Below are 20,220 nucleotides of genomic sequence, written 5' to 3' on the forward strand. Positions count from 1 at the left end.
CCGGCAAAGTCAATCCAATAACTCCCGCAACCTTTCAGCCAGAATGTCAACCTGCGGGGATTGCATCATGGTGAGGTGATCGCCGGGGATGACGTGGACTGCAATGGGTGTGGATCCATAAGGGGTCCAACCCAGGGTGGGATCGTTGCGCACGGTCTGGGAGGATTCTTCGGTGACCAGATCATCCGGTTGCCGATCGCGGGAGCGGAACAGGGCCAGGGGCACGGGGATTGCTGCAAGGGGCGGTGTGTATTGAACCTGCAGATTGGCCTTGTAGACCGCCACAAAACCCCGAAAATGGGCAATATCGGTGGCGGGGGGAAGAATGTCGTGGCGCTGCAACTGGTCGTGTAAAAGGTGCAGTTGAGCTTCCGGGTCCAGGGTGGCGAGTTGTTCGGGGTGGAGGTCGAGAGGGCATTGATACAGGTGGCCAATGATCCGGGCCACCTGGGTCAGCCATTGGGCTGCCGTCCAATCGAGACCGGTGGGGTGAACGTGATGCGGGGCGGGAGCGTCGAGAATGGCGAGTCGGGCCACTGATTCCCCGGCGGCGAGCAACTGTCGCGCCATCTCGAAGGCGACCAACCCGCCAAACGAGTGCCCGCCCAGATGATAGGGTCCAAGGGGTTGGATGGTCTTGATGGCCTGGATGTAGTGCGCCGCCAGATCCTCCACCCGGTGCAAAGGTTGGGTTTTGCCATCCAGGCCGATGGGTTGCAGGCCGTGGAAGGGTCGTTCGGGATCGAGATGCCGGGCCAGTTCATGGAAATAGAGGACATTGCCCCCGGCCCCGGCGGCACAAAAGAAGGGAGGCTTGGAGCCGGAGGGCTGAATGGTCACCACCGATGACCAGGTTGCTGCCGGGTCTGGTTGCTGGCGCAGGAGATGGGCGAGTTGTTCGATGGTACTGCCCTGGAAAAGGGTCGCCAAAGGCAGATGTCGCTGGCAATGCTGGCTGATTTTGGCCATGAGACGCACGGCGAGCAGGGAGTGTCCGCCCAGATCGAAAAAATTGTCCCGAATGCCGATGGGCCGGGTTTGCAGGACCTCCTCCCAAATCTGGACAAGCTTGAGTTCCAGGGTATCCCGGGACGTGAGGGATTGGGGAGCGACAGAGCCACGGACAGATTCGGGGGGTGGCAGGGCACGGCGATTGACCTTGCCGTTGGGGGTCAGAGGCAGGGCATCGAGGGCGACAAATTGGGTCGGCAGCATGTATTCGGGCAGGTGATCCTGAAGAAAACGCCGCAGTTCCACCCGCTCCGGCATCTCCCCGGATCGGGGAACACAATAGGCAACCAGACGTTGTTCTCCGGCACCATCCGTATGGACGATCACCACACACTCCCGGACCGCCGGATGTTGGAGCAGGACGCTTTCAATCTCCCCCAGTTCAATCCGGAAGCCACGCAGCTTGACCTGATTGTCCATGCGCCGCAGATAGTCCAGCGTGCCATCCGGCAGGAAGCGGGCCAGATCCCCGGTTTTGTAGAGCCGGGACCCGGGATGGGCCGGATCTTCGGTTTTGGTGGAAATAAATTTTTCGGCGGTCAGTTCCGGACGGTTGCAATAGCCCAACGCCAGGCCATCGCCGCCGATGCACAGCTCCCCGGCCACGCCGACCGGCACGGGATTGCCGACCGGATCCAAAATGTAAATCTGTGTATTGGCAATGGGGCGGCCAATGGGTTCCAAAGCGCCGGCAGGAACCTCTTCCCGGGTCACGCGGCGCATGGCTGACCAGACGGTGGTTTCTGTCGGGCCATACATGTTCCAGAGGGAACCACAGCGGGCCAGAATCTGTTCGGCCAACTCCCGGGGCAGGGCTTCGCCGCCGCACAACACCTGCAAGTGGTCCATTCTTTCCCAACCGCTGGCAAGCAGGGCACGCCAGGTGGCCGGTGTGGCCTGCATGATCGTCACGTTGTCTTGTTGCATGGTTTGCCACAAAAGGGCCGCATCCCGCACCATCTCCTGGCTGGCCAGCATGACCCGGGCACCGACGCACAGGGGCAGATAGAGTTCCAGGACAAATATATCGAACGACATGGTGGTGACGGAGAGGAGACGATCCGCCGGGGTCAGGGCCAGGGTGTGTTGCATGGCGTGGAGAAAATTGACCACGGCCCGCTGCGGAATCATCACCCCCTTGGGTTGACCGGTGGAACCCGAGGTATAGATGACATAAGCCAGATCAGAGGGGCCGGTCAGGCGGGTTGGATTGTCCTGACTGGCCTGGGCAAATGGGGCGGCCTGGGTATCCAGACAGAGGGTGTGGGCCGGGGTGGCGGGCAATTGCTTCCGCAGTTTTTCCTGGGTCAGGAGAATAGGGACGCCGGCATCTTGCAGGATGAACGCCAGACGTTCGGCGGGATAGGCCGGATCCAGGGGGACATAGGCCCCGCCGGCCTTGAGAACAGCCAGCAGGCCAAGCACCATCTCCAGGGAGCGCTCAATATATATTCCCACCAGCACGTTGGGACCGACACCCAGGGATTGCAGATGATGGGCCAGTTGATTGGCCCGCCGATGCAGGGTGTCATAGGTCAGGGTGATGTTGCCAAACTGCACGGCGGGTGCGGTGGGCGTGGCCAGACCCTGGATTTCCAGCAGATCCGGCAGCGTCTTGTCCCGGGGATAGTCCAAACAAGTCTGGTTCCACGTCTCCAGAATGTTGACCTGCTCCGGGCCGGTCAACAGGGGCAGGGCATGGATCGATTGTTGCGGATGGTTGACAAAACTTTCCAGCAGGGTCTGAAAATGGACCCCCAGGCGCTCGACGGTGGCACGGGCAAAGAGATCGGTGTTGTACTCCAAAGTTCCTGCAAGCCCCTGGGCGGTCTCTTCCAGGTACAGGGTGAGATCAAACTTGGCGATGACCTCGTTCTGGGCCAGGTTGGTGATCTGCAAGCCCGGCAGCTCCGGGATTCCCATGGGCATGTTTTGCAACACAAGCATGACCTGGAACAGGGGGGAGTGGCTCAGATTTCTCTCGGCCTTGACCTCTTCGACGAGTTTTTCGAAAGGAATGTCCTGATGGGCATAGGCCTCCAGGGCCACCCGGCGGACCTGTTGCAGGAGTTCCAGCGGACCGGGATTTCCGGACAGATCCAGGCGCAACACGAGGGTGTTGACAAAAAATCCCATCAGGGGTTCCACCTCACGCAGGGTGCGATTGGCGGTGGGAAAGCCGATCACCAGATCCGTCTGCCGGCTGTAGCGGGCGAGCAGGGTTGCAAAAATTCCGGCGAGGGTCATGAAGAGGGAGGCCCCCACTTCCTGGCCGAATTTTTTGAGACGTTCGTGCCAGGTCGATGCGACGACAAATTTGACCAGATCCCCCCGGAAGCGTTGGACCGGCGGGCGGGGAAAATCGGTGGGAAGTTCCAGCAGGGCCGGGGCACCGGCCAATTGGCGTTGCCAATAATCCACCTGTCTCTTCAACAGATCGCCGGTCAGCCATTGACGTTGCCAGGCGGCATAATCGACATATTGCCACGCCAGGGGAGCCAGAGGTGAGGGACGCCCCTCGGCCAGGGCCACATAAAGCTGGCTCCACTCCCGCATCAGAATGCCGATGGACCAGCCATCGGAAACAATGTGGTGCATGTTGACCAGGATGACATGATCCCGCTCCCCCAGGATGAGCAGGGTGGCCCGGAACAAGGGACCGGTGGCCAGCACGAACGGCGTGGTCGCATCTTCGCCGACCATGGCTTGAACCTGGCACTGCTGTTCTTCGGAAGATTGATTTTGCAGATCCTCCACGCGCCAGACCAGCGGTTCCCGGGCAATCTGGAGCGTGGGCAGGCCATCGACGGTCGGAAAACGACTGCGCAGGGTTGCGTGACGTTCGACAAGGGTTTGCAACCCCTGCTGCAACGCCTGTCGATGCAGGGGACCTTGCAGGCGCAGGGCAATGGGCATCGAATAGGTGGCACTGGCCCCTTCCAGTTGATCCAGGAACCAGAGGCGTTGCTGGGCAAAAGAGAGCGGCACAGGCCACCGCTCATAGCCAAACGACTCGGCCAGGGTCCAGGTCATGGCACCGAGAAAATCATGCTGGTAGGTTTGTTTCCAGCGTTCGGCAACCTGATCATCGATTTTTTTGTGCTGATGAAATTTGACATCCCCCAACATTTTGGATTCCGGGTAGATGCCATCCGTCATGCGCTGTTTTTTCTCCTTGTAGGGGCGCAGCATGTCGGGGTGAAAATCAATGTTCAGGAATTGACACAACCGCTTGATTTCCGGCTCCGGGTGACGGGTCAGATCCTCGAATTTCAGGGTAAACTGGCGATCTTTCGGCACGGTCTGGAAAAATTCCAGAATGTTGCGATGGCTGTGCAACCAGATCATTTCGGCCAGTTCGCGTCCGGTGAAATCATGGGGAAAGCGGAAAAACACCTGGTGGAGCTTGACCTCTTCGAATGAGTGGATCATGCCGCAGGGATGCCGCAACAGATGGATATACAGGGGATCCTGAAAATCGGCTTCGGCCCGTTCCAGAATGCGGCGATCCAGGGCATAGGCCGGGGATTTATCCAGAAGGATTTTGTTACCCAGCCAGAGCTGCATCTGGCGATACAAGGCCTGGACGGTCATTCCCTGCCCTTCGTATTCCTCCATGAGCGCCTTGGCCTCGTCGGCAGTGAAGTTCCGGATTTCCATCAGGGCGCGCAGGGTACCTTCCAGGGAAAAACTGTTGCGGCCACTGTAGGCGGCCCGCCGTTCCGGGAGGGTATTGAAGGAGAGGAGTTCCAGTTCCGGGGAGCCGAACAGATCGGGATGCCCCCCCAACAAGACCCGCAACAAGGTTGTTCCGGAACGGGGGGGAGCCAGAACGAAGATGGCCGGGGGATTTTTTTGGGCGGGTTGCGGACCGGTCCGGGGCGGCAGGGGCGGAATCAGGCGGCAGAATCGCTCCAGTTTGGTGGCGTCCAACCGGCTGGTGACCGGCTCTGGCGCGGGGTGGGTTGCGGCAGTCGGCTCCCCGCCCAGGGTGGCCAACACTTCGGGATAATGTTTGCCGAGATGGCCGACGAACTGGGCGATGGTCGGGGCCTCGAACAACGCCACGACATAGACCACTTTTTTGATCAACTCCTGGAGTTTGTTGACAAACACCGCCCCCTTGATCGAATCCCCGCCCAATTCGAAAAAATTGTCGTGGATGCCGATGCGCTTGATCTGCAAAATATCGGTCCACAAGCCGGCCAGCAACTGTTCCAGGGGCGTTGTGGGTGGCACGAAGGTGGTTTCCAGATCGCGGCGATTGACATCGGGCGAGGGCAAGGCTTTGCGATTGACCTTGCCGCTTTCGGTCAACGGCAGATGCGGCAACACGACAAAGGCTGCCGGGACCATGTATTCGGCGAGTTTTTCCTTGAGATACTGCCGCAAGCCGGGAATGGAGAGGGTTGCCCCAGGCTGGGCCACGAGATAGGCCACCATTTGGGCTGAATCCTCCCCGCCATCCTGACGCACGACAACCACGGCGTCCGCCACCTCGGTCTGTTGCAACAGGAGCGCCTCGATCTCGCCCAATTCGATGCGAAAACCGCGCAATTTGACCTGAAAATCCAGGCGACCCAGATAGTCGATGGCTCCGTCTGGCCGCCAGCGGGCCAGGTCGCCGGTTTTGTAGAGACGGGCATCCGGGTCCGGGCTGAAGGGGTCCGGAATGAATTTTTCGCGGGTCAATGCGGGGCGATTCAAGTATCCAGTGGCGAGACCCACACCGGCGATGTGCAGTTCGCCCGGCACCCCTACCGGTACGATTTGCAGGGCGGCGTCCAGGATATGGATGCGTATGTTGGCGATGGGGCGACCAATGGGCACTGTGGTCAACGGCAGGTTTCGCTGGCAAGGCCAATGGGTGACATCCACGGCGGCCTCGGTGGGACCGTACAGGTTATGCAACTCCACGCTCGCCGGCAGACGGGAAAAAAACTGTTCCTGCAATTCATATCGCAGGGCCTCGCCGCTGCAAATGACCCGTTTGAGGGTGTGACAGGCTTCCAGACCGGAGGCCTGCAAAAATATTTGCAGCATCGAGGGAACAAAATGGAGGGTCGTGATCTTTTGTTCCTGAATCAACCGGACGAGATAATCACTCTCCTTGTGTCCGCCCGGGCGGGCCAGGACGAGCCGCGCTCCCACCATGAGCGGCCAGAAAAACTCCCAGACCGAGACATCGAAACTGAACGTGGTTTTTTGCAGGATGTGATCCGCAGCGGTCAGGGGAAACGCCTCCTGCATCCACAGCAACCGATTGCAGATGGCGCGATGAATATTCACCACCCCCTTGGGACGCCCGGTCGAGCCGGAGGTATAGATGACATAGGCCGGATGCGACGGTGTGACCGCCACGTCTGGATCATGGATTGGAGTGGCGGGATCAGCAAAAAAACCGGCGGTGTCGAGGCACAGGATCCGGGTCGTGGAGAGGTTCAGTTTTTCGAGCAGGGGCAAGAGAGGCGTCTGGGTCAACAAGACCGGCACCCGGGCATCGTCCAGCATGAATTGCAGCCGTTCGGTGGGATAGTCCGGATCGAGCGGGACGTAGGCTCCGCCGGCCTTGAGGGTGCCATACAACCCGATCACCATCTCCAGGGAGCGTTCCAGACAGACACCGACCAGGACCCCCGGACCAACCTCCATCTGTCGGAGATGGTGGGCCAACTGGTTGGCCTTGACATTCAATTCCCGATAACTCAGGCGGGCTTCGCCCAACACGAGCGCTGTGGCATCCGGAGTCTGTCCGGCCTGCGCCTCGAACCAGGCATGCAGGCACTTGTCCAGGGGATAATCGACCCGGGTGTTGTTCCAGGCCTGGATTTGTTGCGTTTCCGCCGGCGTCAGCAGGGGGATTGAGGCCACCGGGCGGTGCGGCTCCTGGATCATCCCGGTCAACAGGGTGTGAAAATGGCCGGCCAGTCGCTGGATGGTGGCGGTTTTGAACAGATCGGTATTGTATCTGAACTTGGCTTCCAGCCCCTGGGGCGTCTCTTCCATGGAGAGGACCAGATCGACCACCGCATTGATGTTTTCGGTGGGCATGGGGGTCAGGGTCAACCCGGCCAGGGTCGTCTCCTGGAGCGGTGCATTTTGCAGGACGAAGAGAACCTGAAAGAGTGGATTGACATTGAGATTTCTTTCCAGGTTGAAATCTTCCAGAAGCTGTTCGAAGGGGAGTTCCTGATGTTCAAAGGCCCCCAGGGTCATTTGTTTGATCCGGGCCAACAATTCGACAAAATCCGGCCCGCCCTGCAAATTGACTCTCAAAACTAAAGTATTTAAAAACAGGCCAATCAAATTTTCTGTCTGGCTGTGATTGCGGTTGGCTATCGGGGAGCCGATGACAATATCTTCCTGGCGGGAATAGCGGGACAACAGGGCCGCAAAAGCTCCCAGCAACGCCATGAACAACGTTACCTTGGCATCCACGCAGAATTGATTCAATTTTTGGGTTAATTCTTTTGTAAAATAAAGATATTCTGTTTTGCCGCGAAAGCGTTGGACCCGGGGCCGGGGAAAATCCGTGGGGAGTTCGAGGAGGGCCGGGGCATGGGCGAGTTGTTTGCGCCAATAATTTTTTTCCTGCTCCAGGAATGCGCCCTGAAATCTTTGGCGTTCCCAGTGGGCATAATCCGCATACTGGATGGGCAGGGGCGGCAGGGGGGAGGGTTGGCCGGCAAGGCGGGCATGATAGAGGGTGGACAACTCCCGCACGAACACGCCGATGGACCAGCCATCTGCGATGATGTGGTGCATGGTGAGGATGAACACATGTTCGGTGGGATGCAGGCGGAGGAGCGTGACCCGCAGGAGGAGATTTCCGGAGGAGAGGTCAAACGGGGTGGAGGCCTGTTCCCGCGTCACCTGTTCGATGGTGATTTTTTGTTGTTCCGGCGGCAGGTTTTGCAGATCGACCAGGGGGAGGGTCAGGGTGACCTGGTGGGAGGTATCCTGAACGGGGTGATCTCCTTCGATCCGGAAGGCGCTGTGGAGTACTTCGTGGCGTTGGATGATCGTATCGAGCGCCTGTTCCAGGGCGGTCTGGTGCAGTTCTCCGCGCAGCCGCATGACCAGGGGCGGCATGATGTAGGTCGTCGTCCGGCCCTGTTCCAGCTGGTCGAGAAACCACAGCCGTTGCTGGGCAAAGGAGAGGGGGAGGCTTTGGGTACGCGGCATGACCGGGATGGGCTGTTCGACGAGACGTGCCTGCTGTCGTGCCTCCTCCTGTTCCAGGCAGGCGATGACCTCGGCCTTGCAAGAAGCCAATTTTTCCAGGAGTTCCGGGGTCAAAACCCCCTTGCGTGCCCCATAGCGCAAGCGCCCGGCCTCGACCGTCAGCGTCACGCCCAGATCACGTAATTGCTGCACAAATTTGGTCACTTCTTGCATCATGTCATTCCTTGTCCTGCAAGACACCCTTTTCCCATTCGGCATGGGCGGAATTATTATTTTTGATCCTGTACCGCTTGTCCAACATGCACGGGATTTTTATTTTCAGTCTTGAACTGCATCCAGTTTAGAATAAAATGTTCTCAAAAAAAGAATAAATAAATCATCCGATGTATATCCCAGACTGCACATATCGAACACATGTCGAAAGACGATATGGTTCAACAATAAAAAAATTCACCGTGCGTGCATGAATAACTTACTGTTACTCCATGGATTAAGTGAAAACTTCTTGCAATGATTTTGCATCCAAAATTTTAATAGTCCACCGATCCAGATTATCCATATGGGCAGTGTCCAATTTATTTTGCGCCCACTCCGGAACTGAACCAAAGCGATGTTTGATCGCTTTTTTCAAGATTTCCCTACGCTCTTCCTGGCGTCCCTTTTGGTATCCTTCATCAATCAGTTCCCTGGCATAGATCGATATCACGTTTGTATCCTCCATGGGTTTTACGCACTCGATGATTTGTTGCACCTGTTCCCTGCTCAGGTTTTGGAAGGTGGCCAACAGATAGTAAAACACGGGCAAGAAAAGCTCGGGTGCTTCCGCCAGGGCGGAGATGATGGTTTCCCATGCGGCTGCTTGTTCTTCCGGGGATCGGGTGCCGTATTTCAGGGCCAGCAACCCAGCTCGCAGGCGGGCGTGTTGTGACAGTTTATCATTGGGGATTGGACCCAAGTCAATCACTTTAAAGGCAAAATTAAGCAGCCAGGGGCGCAATGCAGCATCAGCATCCACGAGATCGAGAAATTCGGTGGGAATTGTCCATTCCTGTTCGCCGTGGTAGAGAACGAGCGGCATGACGGCGGGCAGGCAGGTCCAATTCGGGTTGGCTCGTGTTTCCTGATCGATGACTCCCATGATACCGCGTCCGAGTTGCAGGGCAACCTTGCGATCTGGATAGCTTTTATGCTCGATCAAGACGTAGAAGAAAGCATCTTTGCCTGTGATTGTTTTGGCCCGGAACAGGCGGTCGGAAAAATAGGCAGACAACTCATCGCTCACGAACGATCCATCAACCAATTCCGGATCTCCCGGGGCCAAAATGGCGGTTACGGGTGGGGGAAGGCGTTCACGCAGAAGATATCCCGCCGATTCAGGTTGGAGAAGAAGCACTTTGACCAAACGGTCGTGTGGATGGAGCAGATCAATCATGATACAAGCCTTGTGGACGTGGTTTACAAGACACCCTCTTCCCATTCGGTATCGTCGGGCCTGTTATTTTTGGCCATATCAATCATGACGGCAATGGCGGCGATGGTCGGACTTTCAAAAAGTTCAGCCAGGGAAAAATCCACCTGGAAGGTGCGGCGCATCATGGCCACCAGTTGGATCAACAACAGGGAGTTGCCTCCCAGTTGGAAAAAGTTGTCATGGATGCCGATGCCGGCAATGCCCAGAAGTTTTTGCCAGAGGGCGGCCAGGGCGATTTCGGTGGCTGTTCCAGGTGCAACACAGGCTCCCAACAATTCCGAACGCTGATGGGCCTGGCCGGAGTCGGTTCCGGTGCTGTCGGCGAGCGGATTGCGAACCCATTGTTGAATGCGCAGATCGAGACTGCCGGTGGAGACGACCACCTGTCCCAGTTCCGGTGCGGTCAGGATGCGGGTGAAGACATCCAGCCCTTCTGCCGGTTGCATGCCCAGTTCGGCCAGGGCGGCACCAATCTCCCCGGCGGTCGGATCGTTGCCGAAACTCCACCCTTCCCAGTTGACGCTGATCCAGACATGGGGACGGTGCCGATGTTGTCGGGCGGCGCAGGCATCCAGATAAATATTGGCGGCAGCATAGGCACTGAAGCCGATTCCGCCCAGGATGGACGAAATGGAGGAACAGAGCAGACAAAAATCCACGGTGCGGTGGGCCAGAATTTGTTCCAGGACCTGGGTTCCCTGCACTTTGGGGTGAAATTGCCGGGCCACGGCGGCGGCGTCGCTCTCCTGAATGGTCACATAGGAGTCCCGGCCCACCAAGCCGGCGGCATGAATGACGCCATGCACCCCCCCAAAGCGGGTTTCCGCCTGCCGGAACACATCTTCCATCTGGCGGGCATCGGCGACATCGGCCTGGAGGGCGAGCAATTCGGCTCCTGCGGCTTCCAGGGCAAGCAGGCGGTGCAGGCGCTCCCGGAGGCGGGCATCGGTGCCTGGGTCGGCCACCGTGGCACGCCACTGCTCCCGGGCAGGCAGCGCGGAGCGTCCCACCAGGACCACTTTGGCGCGCACGGTTTGGACCAGATATTCGGCCATTGCCAAACCGATGTTTCCCAGCCCTCCCGTGATGAGATAAACCCCCGCCGGACGCAAACGGGGTGGCGGTGTGGTGGTGGCGGGCAAAGGCAAGGTACGAAAAGATTCCACCCAACGGTAGCCACCCCGGTAGGCGACGACCGGTTCATGGTCGCTGCTGCCACACTCCAGCAGGAGTTGGGAGACGATCCGTTGCTGGAGCTGTTGTTGCTGCTGGAGCTGTTGTTGCTGCTGCTGTTGCTGTTGACAAGGTTGAGTATCGTCTTGCTGTTGCTGGCAAGATTGGGTACCGCCTTGTGGTTGGTGGGGCTGGTTATTGCCTTGCTGCTGGCGGGAATCGGGGGCAAGGTCGGAGGTCAGACAGGGATCCAGGTCGATCACCCGGCAGGTGATGGTGGGATACTCCTGGGGGATGACCTTGAGGGGCCCCAGCGCCACGCTTTTGCCGGGAAGCACCTCTTCGCTGCCGGTCACGGAACAAAGGCCGTCACCCACACAGATCAGGTCGATTTTGCCGGAAAAATACCGTTGGCCCAGGAGACGACCCAGGTGGAGCAGGCTGAAAAAGCTGAACTCCAATACTTCATGTTCCGTTCCTTCCCGTCCCAGCAGTGCCAGGTGGAGGATGCGTTCGGGTTGCCGGTCGGGATTCAGGCTGGCCAGGAGACGTTCCAGGGACTCGGCGTGGCCCATGTCGAGCCGATAGGCCCCTCCTCCTTCCCCTGGTTCGGTGGCAAAACCCGGACCCTGCTGAATACAGATCACTTCCACACCCTGCGCCCGCAACATGGTTGTCAGGGCCGCGCCGATGCCCAGGCGATCCAGGAACAGCAACCAGGGTCCCCTGGCCACGATGGGATTGTGGGTCACCCAGGGTGCCCGTCGCCATTCGGGCAGGTAGAACCATTGGTCAATACTTGGATTCTTGGCCAATTTTTCCGGTGTGGCAGATGCCTTGGCAGCGGTTGAGGTGGTTGATGTTGCGGCGGCCACGGGTTTGATCCAGTAGCTTTGCCGGTCGAATGGATAGGTCGGAAGCGGCACCCGCTGCCGCTGCTCGTTGGCAGCAAACCCTTCCCAGTCGATGGGCACGCCCGCAATCCACAAACGTCCCAGTGCCGCCAGCAAGGCCACGGCATCGGACCGCAAAACAGGGTCGCCAACCTGAACCGGGTTATCGGGCGGCAAAACAGTGTCCGCATCTCGAACCGGAACATGTGCATCTGCCAGGGAGGCCAACAGTTCAATCCCCGCACCCCGAGCGGCCTGTTGGCTGGCCATCCCGGTCAACCCTGCCCCTGGTCCCACTTCCAACAGGATGGCATCCGGTTCCGCCAGGATGCTGGCCATGGCTGTGGAAATCACGGCCATCTGGGCCTGGCTGGCCTCTTCATTGGGCTGGCGGGCATGGTGAACCGGGCTGGCCTGCCTGGTCTCCTGGTGGGCCTGATGGGGTTGATGAACCTGATGCGCATCAGGGGCATGGAGGTTCAGATGTCGATAATGTTCCGGGCCGGGGGCTTCGGCATCATCAAGCCAATGGCCGGTCACCCCGGAGAGGCAGGGGATGGTCGGCGGTTGCCACTGAATTTCCTGGAGTACCTGATCCCCCTTGACCAGCAGGGCAAAGGCCTCATCCAGGGTCATCACCTCGGCCAGGGTGGCAGCGACATAGGCACCGATACCGTGGCCGAACAGGGCACGGGGAGCGACCCCCCACGCCAGCCACACCTGCGCCAGGGCATACTCCACCAGGAACAGGGCAACCGGATGTTGGGCAAAGGGTGCTGCAAAAACGGGCTGGACATCTCCGCTCTCCGGCACAGGTTGGCTCCCTGGCACAGGTTGGGCCAGCACCCGAATATCATGTTGTTCCTGCAAAATATCAGCGCAAGCATCGATACCCGCCCGGAACAGGGGTTCGTCCCGATAGAGGGTGGCAGCCATCAAAGGGGCCTGGGCCTCCTGACCGGGAAACAGAAAAATCACCGGACGCGAATGAGCCACTGCCGTTCCATCCTGGCACCAGGGTGCTGCCGGACTCCGCAAATATTGGCATGCCTCGCTGCCATTGCGGCACAGGAGAACCCGCCGCCAGGGCAACATTCGCCGCCCTACCTGCAACGTGAAAGCCACATCGGCCAGGTTTTGCTCGGGATGGCTCGCCACATGGTCGGCCAGTTGGATGGTGACTCTCTCCATGGCCTCATTGTCGAGTGCCGTCAAGGGCAGCACGTGCCAGGGGCGCGACGGGTTGCCAGCCATGCCCCTGGCCGGCATGAACTCTTCGACCACCACATGGGCGTTGGTTCCCCCGATGCCAAAGGAACTCACCCCGGCACGGCGGGGTTGCCCGCCCTGGCGGACCCACGTTTTCAGACGGGAATTGACATAGAAGGGGGAGTTGGCAAAATCGATCTTGGGGTTGGGGCGTTCAAAATGGAGCGTGGGGGGAATTTCACCCTGCCGCATGGCCAGAACGGCCTTGATCAGGCTGATGGTCCCGGCGGCAGTATCCAGATGGCCCAGGTTGGACTTGACCGAACCGATGCCACAGAAACCCCGTTCGGCGGTGGAGAGACGAAAGGCCTGGGTCAGGGCGGCAACCTCGACCGGATCGCCCAGATCGGTGCCGGTGCCATGGGTTTCGACATAGCCGATGCTGGCGGCGGAAATGCCAGCCATGACCTGGGCCTCCCGGATCACCTCGGCCTGGCCATCGACACTCGGCGCGGTATACCCCACCTTGAGGGAACCGTCGTTGTTGACCGCAAATCCCCGCACCACGGCATGGATCGTATCCCCGTCACGCAAAGCATCGTCCAGACGTTTCAACAAGACCATGGCCGCCCCGTTGCCATCGAGGGTGCCCTGGGCACGAGCATCGAAGGCCCGGCAGTGCCCATCCGGCGAAAAGGTCCCGCCCGGATTGTACCAATACCCCTGATCCTGGGGCAGATGGATCGAACACCCCCCGGCCAGCACCATGTCGCTCTGAAAGCTGAGCAGACTCTGACACCCCAGGGCCACGGCCACCAAAGACGAGGAACAGGCCGTGTTGACGTTGATGCTGGGTCCTTGCAGGTTGAGCTTGTAGGAGACCCGGGACGGGGCAAAATCCTTGTCGTTCGACATGAGCAGATGCCAACCGCCCACGGCTTCCACCAGTTCGTCGTGACCGAGCAGATTGTGGACCAGATAGCCGTTGAAGCCGATCCCGCTGAAAAGTCCGATCCGACCGGCAAATCGCTCCGGATCGTGACCGGCATGTTCCAGGCACTCCCAGGCACACTCCATGAGAAGTCGATGTTGCGGATCAAGAACTTCCGCCTCACGGGGGGTGAAGCCGAACAGGCGGGCATCGAACCAGTCGATCCCTTCCAGACGGCCCATGGCCTTGACGTAATCCGGATTGTCGATGACGGTCGGGGCGACACCGGCGGCCAGGAGTTCTTCCCGGGTGAAAAAGGTGATCGACTCCACGCCCCGCCGTAAATTGTCCCAAAACTGCTCCAGGGTCCGGGCACCAGGGACCCGCACGCTCATGCCGACGATGGCAATCGGTACCATGGACCCTTCTTCGACGGCATCATGACCAAGGAGTGCGACAACTTTGTGATCAGAAGTTCCAGAGACACGGGGTTTTTCGGTGACACGGCGATCATGAACCAACGGGAGTTCTCCTTTCCCGGAGACGGCGGAAAGCCTCTTTCTGGCGCTGGGCTGCGCCATCCGGATCCCGACGTTTTCTGCCGCCCGTTTCCATGGATGGCGTGGCGGCAACGTCGGCGGTCAAATAGGCAGCCAGGGTACGAATGGTCGTGTATTTGAAAATATCCACGGGTGACAGGGGTCGGGAAAAGAGGGTTTGCAGACGATCCCGCAGGGGCAACACAAGCAGGGAGTGACCGCCCAGCTCGAAAAAATTATCTTCCACTCCAACCTGTTCCACGTCGAGCATTTCCCGCCACACGGCAGCAATCTGTTGTTCAGCCTTGGTACGGGCCGAGGTCAGGCCACGCTCCGGTTGCCTGCCTTCGGGCAGGGGTAACGCCTTGCGGTCCACCTTGCCATGGCTGGTCAGGGGCAGGGCCGGCAGGGTGACGAAGTTGGTGGGGAGCATGTGGTCGGGGAGTTGTTCGCCGAGAAAGCGGCGAAGGGTTGCCGTGTCCGGGATGGTTTGACCGGGGTTGGGTACCAACCAGGCCACGAGGCGTTGATCGAGATCGGAGCGGCGGTGCAATCCCACGGCACACTCCCGCACCGCCGGATGCTGGACGAGGACCTTTTCAATTTCACCGAGTTCCACCCGGAAGCCACGCAGCTTGACCTGATTGTCGATCCGTCCCAGATAGAGCATGTTGCCATCCGGCTGCCAGCGGGCCAGATCCCCGGTGCGATAGAGACGTCCCTGGACCATGGCCTCCGGAATATGGGCCGCATGAGCAGCCAGACCGGTATTCTTCAAGGGAATGAAGCGTTCGGCGGTCAGTTCGGGGCGATTGAGATAGCCCCGCGCCACCCCGTCGCCGCCGATGAACAACTCCCCGGTCACGCCGATGGGCACGGGCTGGAGATTTTTGTCCAGAATGTAGAGCTGGGTATTGGCGATGGGTTTGCCGATGGGCAGGGAGCCTGGCAACGGCTCCCGGGCGGTGGGTTCGTAGATGCAGCACCCCACGACGGTTTCCGTGGGACCATATTCGTTGATGATGTGGGTGTCGGGTGCGGCACGTCGCCACGGAGCGACGCTGCGCCAGAGAAGCGCCTCGCCACCCAGGACGAGATACCGGGTCAATCCGGCCAGTTGATCTTCGGGAATCAGGGCGTTCAGCAATTCGAGATGGGCGGGGGTCACCTTGACCAGGCTCCAGTCGTGGTGGCCGAGCAGGGCGGTCCGGATCAGGTCGATTTCGACCCCGGACTCCTTTTCCGGCAACAGCCACAGGCGGCGTCCGCCCAGCAGGGGGGTGAACAGGGAGGTGATCGTGGCATCGAAGCCCAGGGAGGCATGGAGCGGTGCCCCCTGCCCTTCCGCCACCTGATACCGCTCCATGGCCCAGGTCAGATAATTGACCACGCCCTGATGGTGGATCATGGTCCCTTTGGGCTTGCCGGTCGAACCGGAGGTATAGATGACGTAGGCGAGATGGTCCGGGCGACAGGTACTCGTGGGATTGTCTGTCGCTGCCCCGGCGAAGCGTTCCCGCTCGCTGTCCAGGGCAAGAATCCGGGTCCGGGATCCAGGCGTGAAGCGGTTGCGCAACCGTTCCTGGGTCAACAGGAGGGAGGCCTGGGAATCTTCCAGCATGAAGGCGAGCCGGGCGGCAGGATAGGCCGGATCCAGGGGGAGATAAGCCCCGCCGGCCTTGAGGATGGCAAGGATGCCGATCACCAGTTCCGGGGAACGTTCGGCATGGATGCCCACCACCTGATCCGGTCCCACGCCCAGGGATTGGAGATGATGCGCCAGACGGTTGGCCTCGGCATTCAGGGCACCGTAATTCAGGCTCCCCCCCTCCCATGCCACGGCTGCGGCCTCCGGGTTGGCGGCGGCACAGGCCTCGAAAAGCTGGTGCAGACACTGCGTCCGGGGATATTCCCGGGCGGTCCGATTCCAGTCGATCACGCTGCGCTGCCACTCTGCGGCGGGCAGCAGGGGCTGGGTGGCCAGGGAACGCTGCGGCTCGGCCACGACCCCCTGCAACAGGGTATGGAAACACCCCACAAAACGGTCCATGGTGGCCGGATCGAAACGATCCGCGTTGTAGTCACACTCCAACAGGAGTTCCGCATCCAGCTCGGTCAGGTTGAAGATGACATCGAACGCTGCATAATAGACCGGCAACGGCTGCCAGGAGACGGTCAGGTCCGCCATTTCCGCCACGGCTCCCGGGCGGTCCAGATTGAACAGGGCCGCGATCAGGGGGGCATGGCGTCCGTCCCGGCGCAGATGCAATTTGTCCATCAGTTCCGCAAAGGGATAATCCTGGTGCTGGTAGGCCTGGAGCAGAACACCGCGCATGGCCCGCAGATAATCGGTAAAAGGGGTTTCCCAGGTGATGCGGCTGCGAATGGGCACGAGATGGGTACAATAGCCCACCAGGGCGATGCCGCCCCGTTGTGGACGCCCCGCCACCGGCATGCCGATGATGAGATCCTCCTGACCGGTCAGGCGGTGCAGCCACAAGGCATAGATCGCCAACAGGGTCATGAAATGGGTACACCCCTGCCCCCGACTGAAATGCTTGATGTCCGCAAAGAGGCTCCTGGCGATGGGCAGGGTGATGCGTCCTCCCCGATAACTTTTTTCCATGGGTTCGGGACGGTCGCTGGGAAGTTCCAGGACCGGCAGTTCGCCCTGCAAATGATTCAGCCAGTAGGCCTCCTGGCTCGCCAGGGAGGTGGTGGCGCGCCAATGCAGATAATCGCGATACGACAGGGGGGGATCGAGTTGCAGGGAGGTGTTGCGACACCGGGCGGTATAGAGTCTGGCAATCTCCTGCACCACCAGGTTCATCGAGAGACCATCCAGGACAATGTGGTGACCGCGCAGCGCCAGAAAATGAAGCTTTTCGTGCATGCGGACCAGGTGGGGCATGAAGAGCGGTCCCCGGTGCAGGTCGAAAGGGGTCTGGAGATAATCCGCCAGCCACTCTTGCAGCCTGTCGTTTCCCTGTTCCACTCCCGGGCCGGACCCATGCGTCACGGGCAGGATATTTGTTCCCGGGCCGGACCCATGCGTCACGAGCGGGGCATTTGTCTCTCCGGAAACAGATCCAGGATCGGAAAGATGCGCCGCAGGCACATGCGCTTTCTCCCCGGAACCGGCGAGATCCGTGACCGGCAGATCGACGGCAATTTCCGCGCTGGCTTGCACCCGTTGCCGGGACCCTTCCATGACGGTGCGCAAAGCGGCATGGCGTTCCACCACCTGGATGATGGCCTGGCGCAAATGTTCCTGTTGCAACGGGCCTTCCAGTCGGAGCATGGCGCTCAGGGTGTAGGCCATGGAGCCTTGGGGAAATATGTTCGCCAGGGCCAGGATTTGCTGTTGGGCCGCACCGAGGGGAAAGGTATCGGTGTCACCCGGGGCCGATGTGGCGTGGGGACCACCCGGGGCCGGGACCGCAGGGGAACCCCCCGGGGCAACAGGCGCAGTCGGCAACCGGGCGGCATCGAGACGGGCGCGTTCGGGAATGACCTCTCCCGCCCGCAGCTCCTCGACACTCTCCTTGACGGCACGAATGATCCTGTCCACATCCGCGTCGCTGTGCGCCGTGGAGAGAAAATAGTTGCGCCATTCCCAGATGAAAACCCCTTTTTCCATCAGGTGATAGAAGAGCAGTTCCAGGTTGCTCGTAAAGGAGAGACGGAAAAACGAGCCGAAATGGACCACGGAGATGGGATACTCCTGGTCGCGGAAAAAGTGGTTCAGCTCATCGGCCAATCTCTGGGTGCGCAGATTCAACCCCTGTTGCAGGGCCGGTCCCTGTGCCTCGAAGTGGCGCAAGGTGGCCAGGGTGGCGGTCATGGCCAGGGGGTGCTGGCAGAAGGTGCCGCCAAAGACCACCCGATTGACGGCGGGATAGGAGGCATCGTCATAGTTCCACATGCCGCCGTCCAGGGGATCCATGAAGCGTGCCTTGCCGGCCACCACGCCGATGGGCATGCCCCCCCCCAACACCTTGCCGTAGGTGGCAATATCGGCCTGCACACCGAACCAGGCCTGGGCACCCCCGGGATGGACCCGGAAACCGGTGATCATTTCGTCGATGATGAACACGACACCGGCCTGGGCGGTGATTTGTCGCACTGCGTGGAGGAACTCCCGCGGTTGCAGATCCGGGCGACGGCTTTGCACGGGTTCGACCAGCACGGCGGCCAGTTCATGGATGTGTTTTTTGATGAAATCGAGTGCCTGCTCGGTGCCATAATCCAGGAACCAGAGATCATCGACCGCCCCCTGGGGAATGCCCGGGGCCACGGGTTGCGAGAACAACCGGCCATCGCGCTCCACTGGCATGCCGAGGACCGCATCGGAGTGACCGTGGTAGGAGTTGTTGAACAGGACAATCTTGTTGCGGCCGGTGGCGGCCCGGGCCAGGCGCAACGCGGCCATGACGGCTTCGGTCCCGGAGTTGGTGAAGGCGACCCGCTCCATGCCGGTAAACTGACAGATCAGGCGGGCCGCTTCGCCGGCCTGGGGGGGTCTGGGACCCAGTTGCATCACATCGGCGGGCTGGTCCCGCAAGGCCTGGTCGATAAACTCCGGATGGTGACCAAACAGGGTCACCCCCTGGCCCATGGTGATGTCCACATATTCGTTGTCGTCGATATCCCAGAGGTAGGCCCCTTTGGCCCTTTTGCCCACGATGGGATAGAGCATCTCCTTGGTGGAAAAACGAAAGCCCACGGCAGCCCGGCTGTCGGCCAGCACCCCGCGATATTTTTGCGCGAGTTCCTTGGAAGTACGGGTTTTGGCCACATACCGCTTGATCAACGCTTCCAGGTGTTTGGCCTGCCGGGGCGTGAGTCCCCGTGCCCGAATTTCCAGGGGCGACAGGAGTTGTTGCGGCAAGGCTGCGGAGCGGGGTTTGGGCGGAGTGGAAGCCTGGGCTTGAGGAAATTGACCGGTCGTGGCGACGGATGCCGGTGCAGCGGATGCCGGTGCCACGGGCGCTGGTGCGGCAGGCGTTGGTGCCGCAGTCGCTGTCGCCGCCTGCGCCGCAATGAGGCTTCCCACAGCGGATTCCGCTTGCGGGGCAACCCCCTCGGCCAGGGTGCTGCCCTGCAAAAACTGCAACTGTTGGGTCACCACGGCAGAGAGGGTTTGTGAGACCGTGTGGAGTTGTTGGGCAAGGATTTGTTCCAGCTCGCCACCGGTTTCCAGCGCGACGGGGGCCACCCGGGACATGGCTGGCACCGCCGGCAACAACGGCATGGCCATGCCCATGGATTGGGCCTGGAGGGGCATGGCCCCGGCAGGAGACGACAGGGTCGGGGATAGTCCCTGGAGGGGCATGGCCCCGGCAGGAGACGACAGGGTCGGGGATAGTCCCTGGAGGGGCATGGCTCCGGCAGGAGACGACAGGGCCGGGGATTGCATCTGGAGGGGCATGGCCCCGGCGGTTGGCGCGGCTTGCGGGGAGTGAACCACCGGGGCTGCCGCCGGCCTCTCTGCCAACCTGGCATCGATATAACGTGCCAGGGCATCGATGGTGATCAGCTCTTCGAAGAATTGGGGGATGGCAATGGTCACGCCATAGGTGACTTCAACCGTGCGTTGGACCTCCATGAGGATGAGGGAGTTGGCTCCCATTTCCAAAAAAGGGATATGGATGTCGCCCGCCCCCACGGCCACGGGCATGGCCTCGGCCATCAGACCCCGCAAGGTGGCAATGATTGCCGCGTAGTGTGGACCGGCGGTGTCTTGACTGGCGAGGGAATTGTCATGCATGGCTGAGGAAGCTCCTGTTGTTGCTTTCCAATCCTGAC

Annotated in this window: 4 protein-coding genes; all 4 read right to left on the reverse strand. The window is 60.3% G+C overall.

Going from position 1 to position 20,220, the window contains the following annotated elements:
* Positions 1 to 9: 9 nt before the first annotated feature.
* On the reverse strand, positions 10 to 8,412 hold the full coding sequence (locus tag HQL65_04660; GenBank protein MBF0135509.1) for an amino acid adenylation domain-containing protein: 8,403 nt from the start codon (positions 8,410 to 8,412) through the stop codon (positions 10 to 12).
* Between the two features lie 274 nt (positions 8,413 to 8,686).
* Positions 8,687 to 9,628, reverse strand: coding sequence for an Rpn family recombination-promoting nuclease/putative transposase (locus HQL65_04665; protein ID MBF0135510.1), 942 nt, complete (start codon positions 9,626 to 9,628; stop codon positions 8,687 to 8,689).
* 23 nt (positions 9,629 to 9,651) lie between these two features.
* Positions 9,652 to 14,394 carry an SDR family NAD(P)-dependent oxidoreductase gene (locus HQL65_04670; protein ID MBF0135511.1) on the reverse strand — a complete coding sequence of 1,581 codons (4,743 nt, stop codon included), beginning with the start codon at positions 14,392 to 14,394 and terminating at the stop codon, positions 9,652 to 9,654.
* The gene (locus tag HQL65_04675) at positions 14,384 to 20,182 is read right to left on the reverse strand and encodes an amino acid adenylation domain-containing protein (protein ID MBF0135512.1); all 5,799 of its coding nucleotides are present in this window, start codon (positions 20,180 to 20,182) and stop codon (positions 14,384 to 14,386) included. The genes HQL65_04670 and HQL65_04675 overlap by 11 nt, the downstream gene beginning before the upstream one ends.
* Between the last annotated feature and the right edge of the window lie 38 nt (positions 20,183 to 20,220).

Source organism: Magnetococcales bacterium (assembly GCA_015228935.1).
GTDB lineage: Bacteria > Pseudomonadota > Magnetococcia > Magnetococcales > DC0425bin3 > HA3dbin3.

Excerpts from the sequence above, each read along its gene's own strand:
- HQL65_04660 (MBF0135509.1), bottom strand. The coding sequence starts at position 8,412 with ATGATGCAAGAAGTGACCAAATTTGTGCAGCAATTACGTGATCTGGGC.
- HQL65_04665 (MBF0135510.1), bottom strand. The coding sequence starts at position 9,628 with ATGATTGATCTGCTCCATCCACACGACCGTTTGGTCAAAGTGCTTCTT.
- HQL65_04675 (MBF0135512.1), bottom strand. The coding sequence starts at position 20,182 with ATGCATGACAATTCCCTCGCCAGTCAAGACACCGCCGGTCCACACTAC.